We start from the raw sequence: 24,516 nt of genomic DNA on the forward strand, positions 1-24,516 counted from the left end.
GAATCCATTTTGAAAAAGATCGATCAAAATGGATTCTTTCTTTGAGCCCCCTGGCGGTCAAGGCTATAGTGATATTTTCCTCTATAAATGTATAACTGCTCTATTGACCTACTTTTTCACCCTGATAGATCCGAAACGCTGGAACAATCGTGTCGGAAACAATTTCTTTTCCATTTTCACGAATGAAATCAAGTTTGTAATAGGCATCGAATCGTTGGCTGATCTCCGTTTTCACCAACTCTGGTGGAGTAACCACGATAAATTGGAATTTCAGCTTCTCTGCAACGGCGAAAATTGGGTCAAGGACATGGGCCGATGCCGCTTGTCCAAATGGATTATCACACACTAACGGAACCCAACTCTGGTCCGTTTCGCTCTTAACAGATAATAACATCATCATCATGACCATACGGGCTGATAGTTTTTGTCCTCCGCTCCCATCGGATTTCGTCTTCGAGCCTTGATTAATCGTCTGCCATGTCGAGTAATGCTCTCTTTGCGGTTTTCCGTACATAAAGGCATTATCTGTTCTCATATTATAGACGAGCAACTCTGGATATCGATTCCGAAGAGAGACAAATAAAATTTGCTCATCACTAATGAGCTCTTTTATTTCTTGGTCTAACACTCGATTCTGGTCATCAATCATATCAAATTGCTTCGTAATTTTGTTAATGGACGATACGAAATGCTGTTTCAATAATGGCTCGACGTCCTCTGGCCGTTTTGGTAAAATATCCTCTTTTAGCTGAACAAGTGGGAATGAACCTCGTTCATTTTTCAGCTTCATTTTTGCAACCATCGAACGGATCGCCTCTGAAATACTCATCACCTTCATACTGGCACGACTTGCCCAGAAGTTTTGAGCCTTCTCCGCCCTTTCCTTGTCACGTTCTAATTGCTCCAAACCGCTTTGTGAAAAAAGTTTCATATTCTTTACTACGCTTTGGATATGAGTATAGTGCCTAGTATCCAAATGATCTAGTGTCGTTAATACCTCATTTTTGAAGCGAATCTCCCAATCCTTGCCTTCAATCGTCAGTTTTAAATTACGCAATGATTGCTCAATTTTCGCATGCTTCTCCTGGCCTTCCTCCTGAATGGCCTGATGCTCATCACACCATGCTAAGATACACGCTTTTCCCTGGCTCTTGATTTTTTCGATCTCATCATTTGTGAATATTGTTGCTTCTTCCTTGAGGATAACAGATAAGGTTAATAAATCCCCTTCATAGCCAGTTATTTTGGTTTCTGTTTCTTTTTGAAGCTTCTCAGTCTGTTTAATCTCATCTTTTGTTTTCTTCGTTTGGTCTTTTATTTCGATTTCTTTTATCTTTAAGTCAAGGTCTTCCCATTCTTCTGGCTGTTTTTCAAGCTTTGTAACTTTTTTCCCTGCCTTGGCACGCTGTTCCTTCTCATGTTCCAGGGTCGTTTCTGCTTTCGTTACAGCTGTACCCTGCTCACGTTCTTCCTTTTCTGCTCGTTTTGCTTCCTTTTGTGCAGTTTGTAGCATTGTTTCTAATATACTAATCGGTTCATTTGGCTCCGGTGCTTCATTCCAATTCTGTCCGATTGCATTCAGTTTTTTCTCTAATTTCTTTTGCTGCTTCTGCTCAGATTCTTTCTTAGCCTGAATAATAAGTAATTCCCTGGCCTGCTCTTCCTTTGATTTTTGAAGCTGTTTTAGTTCATCCATGCTTCCATTTATCTCTTCTAATAGATGGGGAGATAGACGGGGAATCTCCTCACTTTGGTCTGCTTTTTCATCAGAAGGAAAAGTCGCTCCATCTATAAAATTGGCAATCTCTTTTATATTTTGTTCCGTTTTTAGCTTCCATTCCAAATAGGTTTGGTTCCACTGGGATTCTAGGCCAACAATCATTTCATGCTCTTTACCGATTTCCTGTTGTTTGACAACGAGTGTTTGCTTTTGTTTCTCCTTCTCCAACTTCACCCGTTTGTTTTCCTCGTGGATCGCTCTTTCCAGTTCAAAATCCTCTAACACGTCTACATCCTTTGAAAGCTTGTCTATCTTTCTTAAAGCTTTCTCCAGTTGCTCCTTCAGCTGGAGTTGTAGTTCCTTTTCTTTTTCGGTTTGTTTCGTGATGTCCTGTAATTTTACTTTTTTCAATTGAATCGTATGCAGTTCTTGATTGATTGCCTTTTCCATATCAATAGATAGATCGCTTGATAGAAATCGATCGATTTCTTTTAAAATCCGACGAAGTGAGTTTTCTGTTTTTTCGATTTCAATGAGTGTATCTTTCTTTTCTTCTATGTTTTTCGCAATCTTGATTTTCCAATTGGTGAATTGATTTTTATCTGTAAGTAGCTCTCTTTCTGTACCATTAATCATCACAAAAGGTGCATGAGCATTTTCGTTTCCGTTCATATCCTCACGTAAAAAAATCGGAACTGGACTGTTAAACAATCTTACTGAAAGAACCTGCTGATTTATTTTTTGCCATTGATGCTGGTTGACGACTAATCCATATGGAAGAAATGGGTAAGCAGTGAGGTGATTTGCCATTTCCTCGGTACTTAATGACTGAAGAAATTGCGAACCATAAAACACATCAATGCCTGTTTTTTCATCAATCCATTCCTTTAATTCCTTCACATCCTTATTAGCAATCCAAAAAGGTTCATCATTTAAGGAATGGTCGAGCTGAGATTCCCAAAGCTCTTTTTTTATTAACTCCCCTTCTTGTCGATTTTGTCCAAGCATTTCTTCAATCTGCATCGAATAATTCGATAACAAAGAGTTTGTAAATGGGAGCGATATATCAGTCAACAGCCCATGGAGCTTATCGTATAGCTTTGTTTCCTTCTGCTTCTGAACTTCATTTGCTGCCTTTAATTCTTCCCATTTTTCTTCTGAATACTGAATCGATTGAACAAGCGTTCCATGTGTCTCAGCAAGTTGATTTTGTCTGTCACTCGATGCTTTTTCCTCAGCTTTTAGCTCTATGAGTCTAGTCTTTTTCTCCTCTTTTTGTTTCATCAAACTTTCGATGAAACCCTTTAAATCATAGGTTAAGCGGTCGCCATATTCTTCAATAAGTGCCTCTTCCTTCGTCTCAAAGGCATGAATTTGAGTATAGAGGAAATCAATTTCCGTAGAAACTTGAGCAATTTCTGTTGTCATTTGTTTATCCTGCCTAGAAAGCTCTAACCCTTTTTTCTTTAAGAACTTTTGATAGCCAAAATGTTGTTTCACAGCTTCTTGTAATTTTTGAAAGGCTTGCTCCCACTCGACTGTTACTTCCTTTTTAATCTCATCCATTCTTTGATTCACTTGCTCTAGGCCACTATTTTGCTCCAGTGTTGCTATCTGCTGTGAAAGAGAGCGAATGGTTTGTTCGAATTCATGCCACTCTTTCAAAAGAAGTTGAAAAGCGAGTTCATCTTTTCGTTGTTTTTTTTCTACAACAACACCCTCTAAGGTTGTATGTTTCTTCTTTTCTTCTTCTACCTTCTTTTCCCAGCCTAAAACCTCTTGATGGGCTTTAGCATACTCCAAATTGTCCTTTTGAAAGTGTAAATCCTCTTGCTTTTCCGTTAATTTTTCCATTTCCTTTTCTAAATTGAGCTTTGTTTCTTCTTCCATTTGCTTCAAATGCTCTAAAGCTCCGAGAAATTGTCTACCTACTTTAATGCTTTCTTCCACAATTTCCTTATGTTCGATTCCTTTTGCTAGGTGCTCTTCAAATGGGACAATATCCTCTAGAAACTCCTTGTGGGCTTGTTCTCTTTTTAATAGGATTGGCAGGTCCTTCGCGATGCTTGCCTGACTTTTGAAGATTTCCACGAGATCGTTCTTTTGATGCTCGGTTCGATGTAACACCTGACTAACCGTCGGAATGATTCTTTTTTGGAATAAGGAATGGTCATCCTCCGCTCCTTCAAAGTATTTTCCAACTCCACCTTCATCTTTATTGATATCCTTCATAATATCCCAGTCTTTACGGTTAATCCCATATGTATCTAGGATGCGAAAATGTTTCTTCGTATCTCGGTAAACATCATAGCCATTCCATTTTAAATAATCCTTTAATTCTTCTGTGTCCGCCTCTGCATCATTTTCATAGAGCGGAATATGCTCAAGGGCTGCTACTTCGTTCCGTTCAAATTCTCTTGTATAAAAGGTAATATTCGGAAGGATTTTCGCTTCTTGCTCCAATGACTTTCTTTCATTTTCACCCTCATCACTCATGGAAATCCGTTGTTCTGCTGAGAACATGCCCCCAGTGATCAGATGCCTTCGGTCAGCCCCGTCTAATTCCCACTCCATGGCGACATGAAACGTATAAGGAATAAACTGCTCTTTATTATTAAAAAAGAACTGCTGATAATACCGATTATTTTGCTTACCCCACGCTGTGCCTGGCTTTATGATTTGAAAGATTGTTTGCAAAAACACCCCTTTTCCACCACCGTTCATCATCGCTATAAGTCCATTTGATGATGTTTGCTCATTATGGAAATTGAAGGTAGTATCCTTATATTGCTTTTGCATGCCATCATACTTAAGGCCAACAATTCTAATTCGATGAATTTTCGGCATGCTCATCCTCCTCTGTTGTCATCAATTTTTTAAACATTTCATAACGGTCATAATCGTGATAGAGGTATTCAATACGTTCAAATAACTCATTCTTAGGAATCACCTTTGGAACATCGTCCCGGTCTAGAATAACAATCAAACCTTCCGTCTCTAATAACCGCATACTACTCGCAATTAAACCAATTCTCGTACGGCGATTGCCTTTCTTCATTCGATAATCGTCTGTGTCAACCTCCATGTACTTCCAGGTGGTTACAGCTTCCTTCATATCAATTCGTTCTTCTTCACCAAAACGAGGGTTCCCTTTCAGAAGGCTATCCCAATTCATCATAAGGTCGTTGACTTGCCGTTCTAATGCGTAATAGCTAATACCTTCCCGCTTTGTACGAACTTTAGCAGCCTGGTTCCGGTCGATGCTTGCTAAAAAGGACATAATAATGATGCTCATAAGATGGAAATGTTTTTTCGTTTCGACTTGCCGATGTTTATCTTTCATATGAGTGAAATTAGTAGCAAAGACAGATCCGGTAGGCTGGACAACCAAGTGAATGCGCTTTGGTGCTTCAATAATATATGTACCTGATTCATCTGCCAATAAAAGGACCGTTTGCCTTACTTCCGGATCAAAATAAGTTTGAAAATGCTCACTGTTTTCGTCAATAACTTTATCTTTTAAGAGAGTAAAATAAACAGTCGATGCTTTTTTGATTGTTTCTGTGTTCATCGCTTCTCCTCCTGTACACAAATTTTAAAAGGGGTTATTTTCATTCGATGCCAAAGGAGTGGTTCCGCTCGATGATCAAATTCTGTATAAATCTTCATGCCCTCAAACATTTGAAATTGGGGATATTCCTTCATTAACTTATAAAGAAGGATTTCCCTTTCATCACCTAATGACTCTTCTTTCCGATGGATGACTTGAATTTTCAGTGGCTTTTTATCAAACATCATCCATAAATCAATTGTTTCTGATTCCTCTAACCATAAATCCTGCACCTCTAATGGTAAATCCGCTAGATCCGCTAGAGAGAACTCACGGTGTGTTTGTAAATATTGAAAAACATAGCTCCAAGCCTTAATAACAGAATCCCAGTTCGTCACGCGCTGAGTTGTGATGGATTCTTTTGGTTCCTCTTCTTCAACTACATCAGGTTGAGGATTTTCATCGAATTCTTGTTCACCCCAAATCCAATCAAGAGGCAAAACAAACTCATTCTTCGGCGAAAATAAAGGTGAGAGAACATTTTCAATTTCATCAAAGCGATTAAAGCCTTCCTTCATGAACCAATTTTCATAAAAATGCTCTCGAAATGAAACGAGGCTGTTTTCCCAAAACAAGGAAGGGTTTTCTACTTTCAGCTTCATCTCATAGGAAATATTTTGAATAACAAGCTTTGCAAACCGATCATGCAATTGCCTTGTATGGCCAATTTTTTCCTGGAGAAGAATCAGTTCCTTCTGAATATAATCATCTTCTTCGTTCCTTCGTTTCGTTTTTTCAATCATACTTGTAATCGTACGGAAATGATTTTTTTCTTCTTCAAATTGGTTCTCAATTTCTTCTCGATTGTCAGCCCTTTGCCATTCCTCTTCAATTAAAAGGATCTTGGGATTGTTAATCATTTCCTTTTGAAAAGAAAACTCCCTTGCCATTAAGCGGTTCACTCGTGAAATTAGGTGGTCAAGGTTTCGGGTAGCCTTTCTGAAATTCCCATTCTTAATAAGCTGCATACTATAGAGCTGCTCAATAGTAATCGAGAATTCCTCTGCCATTTCTCTGCTCATAAAGATCATTTCTTGAGCAACCTCTGTCAGCTTATAAACAATAGAGCTGCCTATCTCTAAATTCGTATAGAGTTCATCCATTGTGACATATCGGAAGGTTTGCGTCTCCCATGAACCTCTTATTTCATCGTAATATAGCGCTTCAAATGGTTTACTAAACTCTTCTTTTCCTTGATACAAAAGACCGCTTGTAATCCGATCGATTTGTTTTTCGTCTGCTAAAAGCTTCATTTCCTTGATTGTATCTTCAACCATATACTTAATATCAGATTTACGTCTGCTGTCATCATCATTTAATTCTCGGTAAAAGATGGTGAGGAGCACCTGCATAAGAATGGTCTGGATACGTGGCTTTAGTTCACCTATATCCATTCCCCTACCAAGCTCAAACAGAGGATTCAAACGTTGCATTCTCTGAGCAAATCCTTCCCATGACTCGTTCACATCCATCTCCTCCATGTTTCGCTTGTTAGTACTTCCTGTGGAATCCGTTTATTTTCTTCCCATAATTGGAGTAATAGTACTTGCTCCTCCTCGGTAAACCATTGAAAAAATGCATCACGGTATTTAAGGTTTTGTGATTGCCCTTGTTTTTGGTCATTCTTTTGTTCGAAACAATCGAGCATTTTGCGGTAAATTTTCAAGGCTGGCTGAATCGAGCAATCCGGATATTTTTCAATCAGCCTGATGAGGATTCCGTACCCTGCCGCGTCTAAATCGCCTGCATAATAGAATAAATACGGCTTTGATGGAAACATTCGAAAAAAATAGGAAAAACTCCGTTCAATTTTCGTTCCTTCACCATAAATAATGAGTTCTGGTTCATAATCTAGTTGATTAGCTTCCAATAGCTTAATGGATGTATGAAAGAATGATAGATTTTCAACAATGAGGACCCTTCGAATATCATGTATTTCTTTTCCTTGCTTCATCCAAAAGACAAAAGGCTCCCCGTAATTCACCACTTTCAGCTGGTCTTCAGATATTCCGATTCTCGCTAAAAAGCCTTTTCCCTCTGGGAAACTATCAGAGTCCAATAAAAATTTTTCATGTCCAAAGAGTTCCAGGCTTCTTTCCTCAACGGATACAATTTCCCGTTCTGGAATAGACTTTAAAAATGAATATACATTTTGGATTCGCATCCATTCCTCTTTCGTTTGCCATTCAGGATGACGCTCATAGAAGGAAAAATCGAATAAATCACTTACTTTCATCATTTCCAGACGATCCCATTTGTCTTCCTGTACCTTTATATTCACCCAGTAGTATAAGGAAAGTGCTGGTGTTCTTCCATTGTATTGTTTATTTAGAATCGGCGTCAGTACCCCTTCAGTTTGCAATGCTTCTATTGATTGATAGAACAATGAATACCCGTCCATATCAAAATAATCATCCATAAGCTTACGTAGCTGAAGCTCTAAATCATTTATATTAATCTTCTTTTTCTGCTTCGGGTGCTGAATATCCTCGATAAACCCTCTCACCCTTGCTTCAATGATATTGATCATACTCACCTACTTGTATCTTCTTTTTCCTTGATAATTGGACCTTTTATATAAAAAGGATATCTTTTAATTATAAACTAGTTATTTAAGAGGAGGTAAATGGATTTTTCATCCAGTATCTTCATGCCTTCCATTGTCAAGTTTTAATTGTTTATCATATTGTTCAATAAAATAAAAAAACCATCCTAACTGTTATGCTAATGGCATATCGCAGTTAGGATGGTTCTGCTTTTTATATTTCGATTGAATCGAGGATTTTTTGCAATTTAATAGATATATGTTCGGCTATATCTGTTTCTTTAGCATTCTCAAATTGTTTGATCGCATCTTGTAAATGTTTTAAAGCTTGTTCTTTTCTACCCATGTCGCGATGATGAACGGCTGAAGTTAACGAGTTAGACAATTGCATACTTAATGAGTTTGTAATCTCTCCCGTACTTGCATGCTTTTTAATGAATTTCAGTGCAGATTTTAACGTTTCAGCTACTTCAATTTTCATTAAATTGGCTTTGTCGGCATAATAAATATTTCCATCATCACCAATGGTCATCAACTCAGTTTCAGCAAGTGTTTCATGCTCCAATGATTCAGGGTCAATGACAGTTAGTTTTCCGGCAAGAGTTGTGTACATCAGTCCGTCCTCACTCCAGCGTATATGAATGGGTCTCCATCTTCCATAATCTTTTACTTCAGGATAAACGTTTTTACTCTTCACAATTTCTAAGCTTTCAGGATCCATTGCAAAGATTGTTCCACCCGCTGCTGACCATAATAATCCGTCAGGTCCCAGACTCATTCCACTAATCAGCTTCGGTTGAACGGTAACACCTGGTATTTCCGGAACAAACTCCGTAATTTTTTCACCTTTTTCTATATCCCATACGAATATTTTAGCTGCAGGCTCAGTTGGGTCTATTCCTAATCCCCCAGCAACGGTCGTTGAACCATATAGCTTTCCATTTACTTCTTCCAACCCTGCAATAGCTTGATTATGGACAACATTTTCATACACGACTGGATCTTTTGCACCGGTAGGATCAAGTACTGTTAATGAACCTCCCAAATGGCCATAATCCGGTATGGTACCAATATATAATTGATCGTTGACTGCAGACATTATAAATGGTCTGTCCTGATTAGGAATATCATAAATTTGTTTAGCAGAGAGTGCTGGGTTGGTAGGATCCATTTCAAAAATGGTAGCACCTGGATAAACCCCAAAATACATTTTGTTGCCAAGGGGTACCATACCTTCTGCTTGCCCCAAGGTGAAGTTTTTGTACTCATTTGTTTCGGGATTATACACTGCACCCTTTCCTCCTGGATAACCGCTTAAATATAAATTACCTTCGGGACCTTTCTCCAACGTTTGTATAGGAATTGGATTACCGACAATTGGATATTGAATGGTTTTTACTTTTTTGGTTTGTAAATTAAAATAACTGACTTGGCCACCAAATTGAACGGTAACTAATGATTGTCCAGGTAAGTCAGGATCATTTTCAACTTCAACCCAAGTTGTATTACGTAAGAAGGTTCCAAACACGACTCCTGTATCAACCGCTTCTAGGGTATCCAGGTCTACCTCCTTTAATCTACTACCTTGCAAGAAGTAGACTTTATTGCTTCCTGGAAGGCCTTGTATCAGACGTAACCCTTTATTGTTTGTATAGTATTTGTCACTCCATTGACCTGTTTCTGTATCATAAAAGAGAAGTGTATTACTACCACCGCCAACGCCAGCTATGATATACTTTCCTGCTGCGTCTAATTGCCAAACACTGCTTCCAGGTACAACATGATCTGGTACCTCTATTGATTCATACTCACCTGATTCCACATTCAATTTCACGATCCGATTGTCAACACCGATACCTACATATAAATAGCCATTGTGATATGCCGTGGATCGCGAATAACTTTGTCCCGGAGCAACAGTACCATAGTCCCTCATCTCCCCGGTATTTGGATCATATCGGCCGGCTTTTGCATTCGGGTATGAACCAAAATAAACCCGGCCCTGTTCATCATAGGATAAACCGTATACAACACTTTCTCCTATACTCCCAACATTTTTTACTTCCTGTGTATCTGGGGAATATTCATAAAGATACCCATTTCCCCCAATATAGACGTTGCCATTTGGTACCGTAATATGTGTCCAAACTGCACCCGTTCCTTCTAAAGGATATGTCCTAACTACTTCCTGGCTTTCAAGATCGATAACCTGAAAAATAGCTGGGTCTCCACTAGCAGTTGTATACATCATATCTCTTCCATTTTCAGTACCATAGGTAGAATCATAGATTGCGATACTTTGAATAGTAGACCCCAAATTTATAGGATCTTTAAATCTTTTTTCTACTTCTGCATGAACGGGCAAACTATAGAGTAGAGAAGAAACAATTAACACACCTACAGCTAATAAAATCCCAAAACCCTTTGTAAACGCTCTCATTTTATTCGCTCCTTTTTATTAAAGTTTTTATTATATGTCGGTTACTAAGATCCCTCCCTCTTTTTGGTATATTTTAAGGGTAACAAATCTAAAATTATGTGGGTATGACGATAAATAGCCCAAAAATAAGACAGGAATATAGTCTTAGGGAAATATTCGGAACACGAAGACTCAACGTCTTTTTATAGTTCTTATGAACCGCTACCAAACAACTGTTACGAATTACTTTACTTTCTTGATTACGGTAACGGATATAATTATCAATTGATACTTAATTTTAGGTTCTTTTTAAGTTTAATGTTGATATTAATTATAAAAATGGAACCTCCACAAATTAGGAAGTTCCATTTTATAACATTGGCTGTTTGACTAAAGCACCTTTTACTTTAAGTACATTCTTTCACAATATCAATAGAGTAAAGTCTATTGATACATAATCAAATCACCTTTAAATAAGACTTCGTAATGTCTCATAAGACTTGTATCAAAATGCTTCGCGTGTAAATCCGATTTCCTATGCTTTCTCTTAGAAAAATAAAAGCAAAATAAATCCAATAGATATTATTTCTCAATTTGCTATAATGAAACGATGGTAACATTATTGAGGAGGAATATTTTTTTATGGCAGTAGAAGTTGGAAGTAAGGTACAAGGTAAAGTAACAGGCATCACTAATTTTGGAGCATTCGTTGAATTACCAGAAGGAGTAACAGGTCTTGTGCATATCAGCGAAGTAGCAGATAGCTATGTAAAAGACGTTAATGACCATCTCAAAGTAGGCGATCAGGTTGAAGTAAAAGTGATTAGTGAGAAGGAAGGGAAAATTGCTTTATCCATCAAAAAAGCTATAGAAAGACCCAATGAACAAACCTCCACTTATTCAAAACGTCCATCGCGACCTGGAAGACCTAACAGCCATTCCAAAGATTTTCGTTCTAAAGGAAATTTCAAACCAAAAGAAAGTTTTGAAGATAAAATGACAAGTTTTTTAAAGGCTAGTGAAGAAAATTTATCAACACTCAAACGTAGCACCGAATCAAAGCGTGGTGGTAGAGGCGGTAGACGCGGATAATCTAGATTTGTTTTGTCATTAAGATCATATAGGGGTAGCGTCAGGATGGTGCGGATTTACAACGTTAAGAATTTGCCCATCATAAAAACCTCAATTTTATCTATGAGATACAAAGATATAAAATTGAGGTTTTTATTTTTACTAAAGCTACCCTTTAGTTGAAATACAATACCTCACAAAGTTATATTTTGATTGTATTTGGATGGGTTTATTTGAATTAGAGAGTGTCACAATTAGCTACTTTTCTTCCTTTCTTCTATGTGTAATGTAATAAACAATAAAAGAAAAATGATTCCTAAAACAAGTGGGAAAAAGGTTAATATCCAAGATAATGTAGATATTTCTCCACTTCCAATTGGACCAACTTTTGTGGTCTTTATTTGATATATAGTGAAAATAAATAACGATATATTGAAAATTGAAGCTATAAAAAACACATTTTTTCTCACTTTTCCTCACCTCTAATGAAAAACATATGTAAATTAAAATAAGCGATAATCCTTCTTGGATAACGCACCCGTTTACTTAGTAGAACAGTTCCTGTCGAGGAAGATACAGTAAGAGGCATTGACAGTGACAGTTAAATAAGTAGTGAATAATAATTTAGGGCACCACAATACGACCTCTGAATCAAACTACTCATTCTGTGATGCCCTCACTTCCATAATTTAATTTTGTGAGATTAACTGTATTCATGTATAGTAAAAGTATTCGCTAACGTAATTGAGAGGTGAGAATCCTTTGTTGTTTGATTTATTTTTACTTGATCCGGAATTATATACTCATATGGCACTTAACGTTAGTATTTGTATAGGGCTAACGTTACTGATGCTGACTACACAAAGGGTTCATATTGGTTTTGGTTCACCGTTTTCCAATTTTACAGATAAGCAGAATTGTGAAGATAAGCGCTTTGATGGTAACAGGAGTCTTTTAATCCAGTACCTTATCTCGAGGAGAATTACAAAGTCGATCCGTAATAAAATGGCTACAAGTGATGATTCTGATGGTGTTGTTTCCTTCTATCTTAACAGTTAAGTCTAACTTTTTAGGAGGAAACATGAAACAGAATCACACTTTTACTAAATTCATTGTCCTATTATCTATCCTCACTGCATTCCTTTCTGGATGTGGAATTCAGTCAAGTGAGGGTAATGAAGGGTTTTTCCACAATTTTTTAGTGGAACCAATAACAAAACTCATAAATTTTATCGCAAATACGTTTGATGGTAGTTACGGAGTGGCTATTATTATTGTCACTATATTAATTCGATTGATTATGATGCCATCCATGTTAAAACAGTATAAAAATCAATCGGTGATGAAAGAAAAGATGGGATTACTTAAGCCAGAAATGGAAATGATTCAGGAAAAAATCAAGACTGAAACAGATCCGAAAAAGAAGCAAGAATTGCAAACTGAATTGATGGGGCTTTATCGAAAGCATGGAATTAACCCACTTAATATGGGATGTTTGCCACTTCTCATTCAAATGCCTATCTTAACTGGACTTTATTATGCCATTCGTGGGTCAGCAGAAATCACTCACCACACTTTTTTATGGTTTAGTCTAGGACAACCCGATTTACTGTTAACCATTATTGCGGGTGTAATTTATTACACTCAATTTAGAATCTCACAGTTAAATATGGCGCAAAGCCAACAACAACAAATGAAATTTATGGGATTATTATCACCCATTATGATTGTTGTCATTTCATATAATGCTCCAGCTGCACTGCCACTTTACTGGACAGTAGGCGGTATTTTTCTGACAATCCAATCATTTATCGGTTATCGACTTTATCGAAACCAAAAGCTCGAGCCGTTAGTAGAAAATAAACAAATGTAAACAAATAAAAAATAGGGCCTGACCCCAGCGTAACACTACTTTCCGCCGGGGCCAGGCCCTATCTAATTCTATTAGAAGGTATAATAATTGCCTAATTAAGGTCTTATTGTTGATTAACAGTTGCAACTTCTACATTTTTATTTACCACTAAGCTATGAATTTTAACATCAGATGGTACTAATGGATGATGGCGAATTTTTTCAACACTCTTTTTGATACTTTCTGCGACATTTCTACTTCCCTCTAACCAGTCACTTACACTAGCATCAACGAATTCTGGGTTCACATTTTTAAAAAGATACTCTACTGTTTTTAGCTTATCATTCATATCATTATTTACTGATGTCAATTTCAGTTGGCTTTGGGCATCATCTAAAACGTTCCTCTTGCCAGTAGTACCAACTACAAATATCTCCTCAACATTTTCCTGATAGATGGCAAGGATGATTGATCTCATTATTTCTCCAAAAGGGTGAGAAATGATTGGGCCATAGCTTTGTATCATTAACATATTTTCAGGTTGGACGTTCGTCTCTTCTTGTAGAATAGGCTCCAATCCAGATTCCATGTCCGTTATAAATAATGTCTTTTTTCTTGTTTTATCCATACAGCACACCCTTTCATATTGATAATTTGTTTAAAGACAGTAGTTTCATAAATTTCAATTTTAATAGTTTTCCCAATCGCATTGGGGAGTAACGCATGCAAGCCTAACCCATCCATTTTGAACTTTTCGATTAAACACATCATCATTTTCTAATAATCTTTTCACATACTCTCTCGGTGCTTGAATGACGATTTGCAAACGAATGGGAGCGTGATAAGCCTCTTCATCGGACTTCATCACAGACTGCCAAGGAAGTCCGGGTAATAAATCACTTGCAACACCTTGCATAACACCGAGTCCGGAGGTTATCGTTTGTGTTCCTTTATTCCCACTCCCATAGAAGTGTGGTGCAACGGTAGATGCATAATACTGTAAGTTAATCCATTGGGCTACGGTTCCTGGCCCAGCAATGATGTTTGAGAGAATCTCTCCATCGTGATCCTGCTCCCAATCATAATTATGAAGAAAAACTCTTCCTTCTAAATCACAATGATGGGTCAGCTCTCTCTTTCCTATAATAAAAGCTGCATTACGAGCCAACCCCCATTCAGGACGTATTTCACTCCAATCTTCTGCTATCCGATGAGCCTCTGCCTTTGGATTTTTACAATAAGTATCGATAGTCGGTAAGTGTGATATACATTCTGCATTTGCTTGATGACTTACGCTAGGTAAGACTTCCTCAATACGATCAAACGATTCCTGAGCTAGCCTTGATAATTGGGGAACATAAATCCATTTCAGTTCATTCACCGTTGTATTATGCTCAGCTGCAACGAACACCGTTTCAACTGGAATTTCAATGCCCTCAGTTAAAAGTGCATTTCTTATCTCTGGCATGTTGCACAAATTTGCAAGAACCCTAGCATTGAACGCTCCTGACGCTCCACCGCAAGCACCACAATCAAGAGAAGCTGCGTACGGATTGTTTGTACTTTGACTTCCATGTCCACAAATCACAATTAATGGTGCGAAGTTTTTAGTCAGCCCCATCATCTTAAGTGTTTGACGAACATAATTGACTTGATCTTCCTTAGAAAAACCTACTGAAATCTCAGATTCATTGTTCCCAACAGAATGAAGGGTGAGATTTGTTTCTGGTTTCCGTAACCATGATTCTCGAAGATTACGTATGAAATGTCCCGCTTTTCGGGGTAGAAAACTACGGCTCAGCGTTTGAATCATAAGCCATGGTCCACTTACTTCAGGTAAAAGTAAGTTTGGAAGTGCATTCTGTTTCATCGTTTTAAACGTATACGCTACAGAGTCTAACGCTTGTTTACGTTGTTGGTATTGCGTTAGTTCATTTGTATCCAATCTTTCTTCTATTTTATGTTTTGGCTTATGCATGACGGGCAATGAGGCATGGGTATGTTTACAATCAAGTTCACGTGTTTCAATTGGTAATCCGAAGAAACCAGCGACACCAAATGTTTCAAAATGCCCTTCTTTCTCTAAATACCGTCTAAAGGTTTCTGAACGGACATCTATACAAAACGCAAATTGGGCTAATGCGGAATTCGTTTCATTTTTCACTTGTTGTTTAGCAAAGATTTTCTTTTTCAATTGATCTGTATATGTTTGTTCCCAAGCCTCAAGCCACAATTTTTTTCGAATCTTTTCATTAAACGTGTAGGCAAATGTCAAATATTCTTCTTGTTGTGTAGTAGACATCCTCAACCATTTCTCAATTGTTAGCCCACCATACTGAATCCAGGCTTCTATAAGTGAATCAAGTTGAACTTTTTTCTCTACGCTATTTTTGTGCAAAGGAAGTGAAGGATTCACTAGAACCCATTCCATCGAAATTCGAACGGCTAAATATTCTACTAAAAGTGATTGTTCGTGTTGAGATTGTTGAGAACGCCAAAGCATCATCCCTGCCCAACCAGGCAAAGATAGCAAATGTCCTTCAAGGTAATTTTGTATCTTTGATTGAGGAATTTTAAAAGCTGATAATACGACTTCCAAAGCCGTCTCTGCATCTTGTGGCCAGTTTCTAAACATTTTACGTTGGTTTTTACGTAATGCAGGGTCATGCTGGATAAGTCTTTGCCAGGTTCGATAAAATCCCTCTTTATGCTTCGGAATTGACCAGCCTGCCTGAGATTCATCCAGATATAACTTACACCATTTAATCACATGATGATCTAGCTCTTCCGTTACATTCCCACCATCCTTGTGTTCTATATACATGCTTAAGGGCTGTATCGGAATATTCTTGGAAAGTTCTATATTTCGCTTTCTTGTATTTTCTATTAATTTTTTTACCTCTATTGATGAAGAAGGATTTTCAGACATCGAATCCAATTCTAGAGAAACTCGACAAAAACATTCAGCCTCTTTCCGAGGGATTTTAAGAGAATGTGAGTTAAGCCAATGCTGCAAGCCATTTTCTAAAAAAACTTCATCAATTTCACCGTGATTTTTAGCCGATTGGATCATTGAAGTACTAGGGTATATTTCTACATTTCGGGTGGTTTTTAACCAGTTAGCAACATCTTCAAATGTTAAATCTTCCAGTCCCACCCAGGGATGACGAGCCGCAAATGTTGAAATAGGTCCAAGTGGTGCTATTACTCTACTTGCTGAAGAAACTAACGTTTTTATATCAATCACTGTATCAATTTCTTTTTGTTGATCCATTTGTATGTTTATTTCTGTTTGTAATGTAGAGGATACCGTCACACCAACAACCTCCTTATGAAAGTGATTTATTTAAGATAGCTTGGATGACTTTCGGTAGACTTCGCCTCACCTTCTCCAAACTTTATTAACCAAAGAAACAGCACAGAGAAAAAGGGAGAAGTAGGATATCGAGAAGCGAGCGCGCCTATTACACTACCAAGTATCAATAGACAAACGACAATGAACACGATTGGCATTGGTAGTTGAAGACTTTGAATAACGGGTGTGTATAACCATTCTTTAAAAAAACTATGTAAAAGAAAGTAGACTGTTGCTGATCCGCCCAAAAGGAAAAGACCGGCCAATCTATCAATTTTTCCTTTACAAAAGACAACCAACTGCATCCAAGAAAATGATAAGGACCACCCTACTATCAATGCAGTCACAATGTCATATGGCCCACTAGACGACATCCTCCAATAAGCAATCCCTGTAAGTAAACCTAATCCATAACCAGTGAAAATCCATAAAATGGACGATCGTTTAGTCACATTAGAAGAGAATTCAATCCGGCGTATTGCCGAACCAGCTTGTAAAAAAAGTGTAGCCTTAAAAATACCATGAAATATAAGGTGAATAATGGCTGCTGAATAAGCACCTAATGCACATTGAATCAGCATAAAACCCATCTGCGCGATTGTAGAACCCACCAATTGACGTTTATAATCAACTTGTACCAAACTTATTCCACTACCGATTAAGACAGAAATAATGGAGAGGATGAGTAATAAAATCTGAGCTTTATCCCCATTAAACAACGGCGAGAATCGTGTTAGGATAATTCCGCCCGCATTTACAATTCCAGCATGCATGATTGCAGAAACGGGTGTAGGAGCAACAACAGATTCAATTAACCATTTTTGAAATGGCCATTGAGCTGCTGGAATGATTACAGCGAAAATTAACAATAGATTTATTCCTGTCTTTTCCCATGTACCTATATGTGTCAGACTTTCATTAGTCAAGATGAAAGATAGCTTCCAGCTGCCTGTAATTTGAGAAAGCCAAATGATCGCAAAAAGAAGAGCCAACCAACTACCTGCAAATACCTGAACAGAAAGTCTTGTTGCTACTCTCGTTACCTTCCACTCCCTCTTTAGACTTATAAGAATCGTTAACCCTATAAGAGTGATTCCCCAACAACCGACCATCAAACGAAGGTCATCACTTAACCAGGAAACAGAAGCAGTACTTGTAATGAGTGTGAAGAATGCAAAGTACTTCCGGTAAGAACGATCTCCATGTAAATACCGTACAGAAAAGCGTTGGATGACAATGCCTATCGTAAGAACAAAACATGCCATAAGCCAAGCTAAGGAATCCAAGTGCAAGGGGCCAACATTGTGATTCAAATTGTTCATTAAAAGAATCAATAATGACACCAAAGCGGGTAATGAAATGATCCCAATGTGTATCCGCACATACCCCAAGGGTACCCGTTTGGATAAGAATACGAATCCACTTACCACAGATAATAAAAGTGCGATAAAAAATAAGGTAAGTAGTATGGATATGCTATTCGAAATCATAAAACTTCCCTCCGTCAAAATGGACCGAACTAAAATAGTAAAAATAAAGCTATTAAATAAAAAAACCGAGAGCTAGTACCAGCAGTAGTAACCACTGATACTAGTTCTCGGTTTATTTTTAACTGACTCATAAAGTCTTTTAAAAATCTCCCTAAACTAATTCTTTCTCTAGATCATTAAACAACTTAAATACGATAACTCGTTCTCCAGTACGAGTACTTAAATCAGTATGAAAGCTTTTTACTTCTTCTCCAGTTATGGATAAGATGATTTCTTTTAAACCATCTAAACCAGATTCAACTAACCCGGACCGAGTATGTTTAATTGATAGCATGCCATCCTTTGTTTGACAAACAGCATATTCCGCAGGAGTTAATATACCTTGTAAATAAACGATTATCATATCACGGAGAATATCTGTTTTAACGGAAACAGATCCACGACCTAGAAAATCCTTTTCCCAATGAGTAATCGCTTTGCTAATTTCTGCTTCGATAGACCCTTTTGTTTTTTTCAAGAAACTTCCCCCTAAACAAAAAATCGGTATATTTCCAGACTATTCCCTCTAAGTCTAAAAATATACCGATTTGTCTTATTCTGTACTTCTAAATACAAAAAGATTGCTTCTTCATTCTACCAATTCTACATTAATAAAATGCTAAAGCTCTTTATTATCATTCAGAAGGTAAATAATATCACTCGGTTATTAATCTAAGTAATAATTTAATTGAAAATGGTCAACTTGTCAATATTAAATTGACAGATGATTGATTCTATTTATTTTTTTAATAGGCTTGTACGATTGTACGTTTTAGGAATTCCCTCGTACGAGCTTGGGTTGGGTTATTGAAGATGTGCTCTGGACTTCCTTCTTCAGCAATAACTCCCTTATCCATAAATACGACTCGATCCGATACTTCTTTTGCAAATTCCATTTCGTGCGTAACGATTAACATCGTAAGACCTGACTCAGCAAGTTCCTTCATGACTTTTAGGACTTCTCCTACCATTTCTGGATCAAGTGCTGATGTTGGTTCATCAAATAACATCACATCTGGTTCCATCGAAAGTGCTCTTGCAATCGCTACACGTTGCTTTTGTCCACCAGATAATTGCTTTGGCTTGGCGTTAATGTATTTATCCATGCCAACGACCTTCAAGTATTTCATCGCAACTCTTTCCGCATCTTCCTTCGTGCGTTTCAATACTTTTAGTTGCCCTACTACACAATTGCTTAGGACATTATGATTATTGAATAAATTGAATTGTTGAAAGACCATTCCTAAATGTCTTCGGTAGGTAGCGACATCATGCTTGTTATCCAAAATATTTTCACCTTGATAGATAATTTGCCCGCCGCTAGGTCTTTCTAATAGATTAATACAACGAAGAAGAGTTGATTTACCAGATCCGGAGGAACCGATGATGGAGACAACTTCTCCTTTATTCACCGAGAAATCAATATCTCTTAGTACTTCATGAGTGCCAAAGGATTTGCTTAAATGTTGAATATCAATAATCTTTTCCATGTTCTCTCCTCCTTCTTCCTATTGTTGTTGATTAACTTGTATAGGGTGATCGTTCCCAATCATCGTATAGTTTTCAGAACCATCTAATTTTCTTTCAAAGTATAGTAGAATTCTTGTAACAATGAAGGTCATCACAAAATAAATCATACATGCTACGAAAAATGATTCAAAATATCTAAAGTTATTGCCTGATATCGATTTTGTCACGAAATATAATTCGGTTACTGAAATCACGTTCAGAACGGAGGTATCTTTAATATTTATCACAAATTGATTACCGGTTGCAGGTAGAATATTACGTATAACTTGTGGCAATACAACGTTCCACATCGTTTGGAAATGATTCATTCCAATCGCATGTGCTGCTTCAAACTGTCCCTTATCAATCGATACAATCCCACCACGAACATACTCAGCCATATATGCGCCTGTATTAATCGAGACAACAATGATCGCTGCAACAAAAACATTCATATCTATCCCAAATGCTAACGCAGAACCATAATAAATAACCATCGCTTGTACAATCATAGGTGTTCCACGGAAGAATTCAATATAGATGGAGAGGATGGCATTAATGACTTTTAAAAATAGTTTGTTCACTCCACGTTCGGGCATTGGAATTGTACGGACAACTCCTGCCAGCAATCCAATCATTGCCCCAAAGATCGTCCCGATAAGAGCGATCAAAAGTGTTAAACCCGCACCACGAAGGAACATTGGCCAGTTTTCGATGATAATTTTAATGACCCACTCAAAACTCATTGTTTCTCCTCCTTTGCCCTATAAAACCGACTGCATGTTGATATACAGTCGGTTCCCTGTATTTTTTATTTTGCTGCTGGTTGATTTTGAATAGCCGAATCCATAATGCTTGTACGTTCTTCTTCTGAAATACCTGATAAAGTCTCATTTATTTTTTCTGTTAATTCGCTGCCCTTTTGAAGTCCGACAGCAATTGCTGTATCATCTTCTGATGTTTCAAATCCTTCTTCAAATTCAACCATTACAAAGTTTTCATTAGCAGATGAAGCACTAATACCCTCTGGACGTTCTGATACGTAACCATCAATCATTCCTGATTCAAGAGCTACTCGCATTGCTGGGAAGTTGTCCATTGCCGTTTTCTTTTCGACACCTTCTATTTGGTCGATTACTGTATAGTGGAATGTATTTAATTGAGCCGTAATTTTTGCTCCGTTAAAGTCTTGGATAGAAGTAGCACCTTCATAAGTGATGCCTTTTTTCACAACCATAACTAAATTTGAAGTATAGTAATTATCCGAAAAGTCGATTGTTTCTTTTCGTTCTGCTGTTGGTGACATACCAGCTATGATTGCGTCAATTTTACCTGATGTTAATGCTGGTACAAGACCATCCCACTCTGTTTTAACAATCACTAATTCTTTACCTAAACCTTCAGCTACTTTTTTTGCAATTTCTACATCATATCCACCTGCATACTCTGCAGAACCATCTATTTTTACTGCACCATTGGAATCATCGTTTTGAGTCCAGTTAAACGGTGCATATCCAGCTTCAAGGCCTACCTTAAAAGTATTATCTTCTGATGACCCAGAATCCGAACTAGTACTTGTTCCACACCCCGCTAATAATAGAATGCTAGAAATTAGTAATACAAGAAATAATGTTAATTTGCTTCTCATGCTGTTTCTCCTCCGTATTCTTAAAAATTCCGACAAAAAAACGACCTGAGATATACTCAGGTCGCAGTAAGTTTGCCCTAAAGTCCTCTCTTTATCCCATATGAGATAGCTCAACTCAATAAACCGGATAGTTTATTGAGACAGTCCTGCAGCTCTTAACTACAGACCCAGCATGTAATACTGAGGGTATTACAAACTTCGGCGACATTTCCTTCTCCTTAGCATCACTGTTTCCTCAAACTCCACTAAAGACTGTTAAATATCGCGCCTCTACCTCACTAGTAAAAGTGAGGCCTTATTAAATTGTGTTTTTATACTACAATAACATCTATATATCCGTCAACCACTATTCATTAGCAATATCTAGTAATTCACACTAGCCAGAAACTATTCGCCACATGTAAACACATAAATCGTCATAGAACATAAGACTAAAAGGTTGGTCCAATTCTCCAAATACCAAAGTCGTTTTGCTTCAAAATTTCTGATTTTGTTAGTTTACCAGACGAGACAGATTTAATTTCATCAAAGATAGATTGTCCAACTGATTGAACTGTTTCTTTTCCTTCAATAATAGTTCCAGCATTCAAATCCATATTATCTCTCATACTATTAAACATAGGTGTATTTGTTGAAATTTTAATAACAGGAGCAATTGGTGATCCCGTTGGCGTACCACGACCAGTTGTAAAGAGGACTACCTGTGCACCTCCTGCGACCATTCCTGTTAGTTGTTCAATGTCCTGCCCTGGAGTATCCATCCAGACAAGCCCTTTTTTAGTTGGAATGTCTGCATATTCAATTAGTTCTTGAAGCGGACTTGTGCCAGACTTTGTAGCTGCTCCAAGTGACTTTTCCTCAAGTGAACTTAGCCCTCCAGCGATATTTCCAGGCGTAGGATTACCTGTCCGGATATCGATCCCCATCATGAGCGCTCGACCTTCTGCCTGCTTAATCTTTTCATATACTCTTTCTACGGTACGGTCATCGACCGCTCGGTTAGCAAGTAAATGTTCGGCTCCGATTAATTCTGTAGTTTCTGCAAGGATTGCCGTTCCACCTGCTTTTACAATTAAATCACTCACATGGCCAACTGCAGGGTTTGCTGATAAGCCAGAACATGCATCCGAACCGCCGCATTCCGTTCCAACGATCAATTCACTGACATGACAAGGCTCCCTCATAATTGCAGAGGCATCCTGTACCATCTTCGCTGCAATTTTGGCTGCGTTAGCGATCGTTTGTAAGGTACCTCCATTTTCCTGAATGGAAACAGTCTCAACCGGCTTTCCGCTTTTAGCAATCTCTTCTGCAACACTTCTTGCTTGATGTGTTTCACAGCCTAAACCTAGTACGACTACACCATACACATTTGGATTAAGGCCTACACCAACATAGGTTCGGAAGGTTTGATCATAATCCACTCCAACCTGTGTACAACCATGTTGATGAATAAAACTAACAGTCCCATGTACCATCTGGGTAACTTGGTATGCTGCTTGTGTCGCACATGTGATAGTTGGAAGAATCAATACATGATTACGAACCCCAACTTTTCCATCTGGACGTCTATACCCCATAAAATATTCTTGATTATTCACTTATATCCCCCCTACCACGTGTTCCTTCAAGATTGTGTACATGGACATGCTCCCCTATCTCAATATCACATGAAGCAACACCTATGATTTCACCGTATTTATAAATCTTTTCACCCTTTTTAATAGAATCAACGGCAAATTTGTGCCCAAAGGGTATTGAGTGTAAGAGTTTTACATCAATTTTCCTATCACCATATGAAGCAGTAACAAAGATTTTAGCCTCTAAATCTACTAAAACGGTCGCAACATTATCTCTCTCATTCATTAATACAGCTGAAAAACTTTGAGACATGACTCAGCCCTCCTTTATTTTGAAAGGTGCAAATCGCATTTCGAGTTTTTAATCCTCAGAATCGACATATGGAATCGTTAATGGCCCTAACGGTAATACCGCTACAGACATGTCTTTTCCATACTTTTCTTTAAGCTGTTCTAACGTTTGTTCAATATTGTGTGTTGGCTTCAACATTGCCTGTGTCACTTGCTCGTCTGTTAGTAGTGAATAGACATACACATCCGCCCATACTTGAATAACAGCCTGCTTTTGTACTTGCCACTGGTCAAATGTTTTAAACTCTGGGTCATTGATCATGTCTAGGATTTCTTGTGGAGACTTGGCCATTTTTAAGATGTCCGCGTAATTCCCATGGCTTGGAAGCCCATCTGAACATTCTGAAGCGACAATGATCGCTCCCCCTTTTTTCACAATTTTATGAGCAGCACTCATACCTTTTACAGCCTGGTACAGATTCTGATCGAGTGGATAGCCAGAATTTGATGTTATGACTACATCAAAACGCTGTTCACATTTCGTCATTGCGTGCTCTTTTGCATACTCACAACCTTTGTCATGGGCGGCAATTAGTTCCCCAGCAAACACATTTGTAATCTGCTTATCACGATTCAAAGTGACATTCAGCATAAAATGCGGTTTACACATCATGTTAATTTCCCTTGTCATCTCCTGAAGAGGGTTATTCACCATATTTCCCCATGTTGCTAACGGGTCACCAATCATTCTTGCATTATGGAAGGTCATGATCGTTTCAATTCCTGCAATCCCAGGCATGATTCCTTTTGGTCCACCTGAAAAGCCAGCAAAAAAGTGAGGCTCGATAAAACCGGTTACGATTCGAAAATCTGCTTCAACGTATTCTTTATTTAAATAAACGTCACAACCAAATTTGCTATGCCCTACTTTGACAAGTGTTTCTTTATCATGACAATGGTTATTAATAATCCGAACGTTATCAACAACCCATTGCCCTAACATTTGAACGAATTCTTCCTCCGTTTGATCACGATGCGTTCCCGTTCCATTAATTATCACAAAGTTTTCAAGCGGAACATGGTTTAATTCCTTTATTAAAGCCGGAACAAGTTTTTCATTAGGCGTTGGCCGTGTAATGTCACTAATGACGATAGCTACTTTGTCAGTTGCTTTCACCATTTCTGCTAAAGGAGGTGATCCAATTGGATTTTTGAGGGCTTCTTGTAATGCCCCCATTTCATCCTCAAGACCTGAGGGGTTTTGTGGTTCTAAAATAAGAGAATCATCTGGTACATTAATAGTTAAATTGTCTTTTCCATAAAGTAATGTTGTTTGCATTTTTTTCTCCTTTTTAACTCATGATGTTTTAATAAATAACAACCCCTA

At 37.8% G+C, this 24,516-nt stretch carries 18 protein-coding genes and 1 riboswitch; of the genes, 3 read left to right on the forward strand and 15 right to left on the reverse strand.

Going from position 1 to position 24,516, the window contains the following annotated elements:
- Window positions 1-100 precede the first annotated feature (100 nt).
- From CKJ95_RS15925 to CKJ95_RS15945, 5 genes are all read right to left on the reverse strand, one after another.
- Window positions 101-4,567, reverse strand: coding sequence for a hypothetical protein (locus CKJ95_RS15925; RefSeq protein ID WP_099354438.1), 4,467 nt, complete (start codon window positions 4,565-4,567; stop codon window positions 101-103).
- Entirely contained in the window at window positions 4,545-5,291 is a 747-nt protein-coding gene (locus tag CKJ95_RS15930) for a DUF6063 family protein (protein ID WP_099354439.1), read from the reverse strand. Before CKJ95_RS15930 ends, CKJ95_RS15925 begins: the two co-directional genes overlap by 23 nt.
- The gene (locus CKJ95_RS15935) at window positions 5,288-6,802 is read right to left on the reverse strand and encodes a hypothetical protein (protein ID WP_257215817.1); all 1,515 of its coding nucleotides are present in this window, start codon (window positions 6,800-6,802) and stop codon (window positions 5,288-5,290) included. The genes CKJ95_RS15930 and CKJ95_RS15935 overlap by 4 nt, the downstream gene beginning before the upstream one ends.
- Window positions 6,793-7,860, reverse strand: coding sequence for a Wadjet anti-phage system protein JetD domain-containing protein (locus tag CKJ95_RS15940; protein ID WP_099354441.1), 1,068 nt, complete (start codon window positions 7,858-7,860; stop codon window positions 6,793-6,795). The genes CKJ95_RS15935 and CKJ95_RS15940 overlap by 10 nt, the downstream gene beginning before the upstream one ends.
- A gap of 229 nt (window positions 7,861-8,089) precedes the next feature.
- Window positions 8,090-10,315, reverse strand: a complete 2,226-nt coding sequence (locus CKJ95_RS15945; RefSeq protein WP_099354442.1) for an FIMAH domain-containing protein — start codon at window positions 10,313-10,315, stop codon at window positions 8,090-8,092.
- A 621-nt stretch (window positions 10,316-10,936) separates the two neighbouring features.
- On the opposite strand from CKJ95_RS15945, the gene CKJ95_RS15950 reads away from it, so the two are divergent.
- The 3 genes from CKJ95_RS15950 to yidC all read left to right on the forward strand — a co-directional run bounded on the left by CKJ95_RS15950 (window position 10,937) and on the right by yidC (window position 13,238).
- A complete protein-coding gene (locus tag CKJ95_RS15950; RefSeq protein WP_099354443.1) occupies window positions 10,937-11,386 on the forward strand; it encodes a S1 domain-containing RNA-binding protein in 450 nt (149 codons plus the stop codon).
- A gap of 741 nt (window positions 11,387-12,127) precedes the next feature.
- Window positions 12,128-12,424: a hypothetical protein gene (locus tag CKJ95_RS15960; RefSeq protein WP_099354445.1), complete on the forward strand. Its 297-nt coding sequence runs from the start codon at window positions 12,128-12,130 to the stop codon at window positions 12,422-12,424.
- A 22-nt stretch (window positions 12,425-12,446) separates the two neighbouring features.
- On the forward strand, window positions 12,447-13,238 hold the full coding sequence (gene yidC, locus CKJ95_RS15965) for a membrane protein insertase YidC (RefSeq protein WP_099354446.1): 792 nt from the start codon (window positions 12,447-12,449) through the stop codon (window positions 13,236-13,238).
- A gap of 103 nt (window positions 13,239-13,341) precedes the next feature.
- On the opposite strand, the gene CKJ95_RS15970 is transcribed toward yidC, so the two are convergent.
- From CKJ95_RS15970 to larA, 10 genes are all read right to left on the reverse strand, one after another.
- Window positions 13,342-13,845, reverse strand: a complete 504-nt coding sequence (locus CKJ95_RS15970) for a carbonic anhydrase (RefSeq protein WP_099354447.1) — start codon at window positions 13,843-13,845, stop codon at window positions 13,342-13,344.
- A gap of 60 nt (window positions 13,846-13,905) precedes the next feature.
- Window positions 13,906-16,491 carry a DUF2309 domain-containing protein gene (locus tag CKJ95_RS15975; protein ID WP_099354476.1) on the reverse strand — a complete coding sequence of 862 codons (2,586 nt, stop codon included), beginning with the start codon at window positions 16,489-16,491 and terminating at the stop codon, window positions 13,906-13,908.
- 68 nt (window positions 16,492-16,559) lie between these two features.
- Entirely contained in the window at window positions 16,560-18,062 is a 1,503-nt protein-coding gene (locus CKJ95_RS15980) for an NADH dehydrogenase subunit 5 (protein WP_099354448.1), read from the reverse strand.
- Window positions 18,063-18,213: 151 nt separating this feature from the next.
- The gene (locus tag CKJ95_RS15985) at window positions 18,214-18,579 is read right to left on the reverse strand and encodes a DUF2294 domain-containing protein (protein WP_099354449.1); all 366 of its coding nucleotides are present in this window, start codon (window positions 18,577-18,579) and stop codon (window positions 18,214-18,216) included.
- 268 nt (window positions 18,580-18,847) lie between these two features.
- Window positions 18,848-19,591 (reverse strand): amino acid ABC transporter ATP-binding protein, encoded by a 744-nt coding sequence (locus tag CKJ95_RS15990; RefSeq protein ID WP_099354450.1) that lies wholly within the window; start codon window positions 19,589-19,591, stop codon window positions 18,848-18,850.
- A gap of 18 nt (window positions 19,592-19,609) precedes the next feature.
- Window positions 19,610-20,356: an amino acid ABC transporter permease gene (locus tag CKJ95_RS15995; RefSeq protein ID WP_099354451.1), complete on the reverse strand. Its 747-nt coding sequence runs from the start codon at window positions 20,354-20,356 to the stop codon at window positions 19,610-19,612.
- Window positions 20,357-20,421: 65 nt separating this feature from the next.
- Window positions 20,422-21,258, reverse strand: coding sequence for a transporter substrate-binding domain-containing protein (locus CKJ95_RS16000; RefSeq protein WP_099354452.1), 837 nt, complete (start codon window positions 21,256-21,258; stop codon window positions 20,422-20,424).
- Window positions 21,259-21,356: 98 nt separating this feature from the next.
- Window positions 21,357-21,539: riboswitch (Lysine riboswitch) on the reverse strand.
- 150 nt (window positions 21,540-21,689) lie between these two features.
- Window positions 21,690-22,838 (reverse strand): UxaA family hydrolase, encoded by a 1,149-nt coding sequence (locus tag CKJ95_RS16005; RefSeq protein ID WP_099354477.1) that lies wholly within the window; start codon window positions 22,836-22,838, stop codon window positions 21,690-21,692.
- Window positions 22,839-22,851: 13 nt separating this feature from the next.
- On the reverse strand, window positions 22,852-23,151 hold the full coding sequence (locus tag CKJ95_RS16010) for a UxaA family hydrolase (protein ID WP_099354453.1): 300 nt from the start codon (window positions 23,149-23,151) through the stop codon (window positions 22,852-22,854).
- 48 nt (window positions 23,152-23,199) lie between these two features.
- Window positions 23,200-24,468, reverse strand: a complete 1,269-nt coding sequence (gene larA / locus CKJ95_RS16015) for a nickel-dependent lactate racemase (RefSeq protein ID WP_099354454.1) — start codon at window positions 24,466-24,468, stop codon at window positions 23,200-23,202.
- Between the last annotated feature and the right edge of the window lie 48 nt (window positions 24,469-24,516).

The sequence above is a fragment of the Fredinandcohnia onubensis genome (assembly GCF_002734285.1).
GTDB classification, from domain to species: domain Bacteria; phylum Bacillota; class Bacilli; order Bacillales; family Bacillaceae_L; genus Ferdinandcohnia; species Ferdinandcohnia onubensis_A.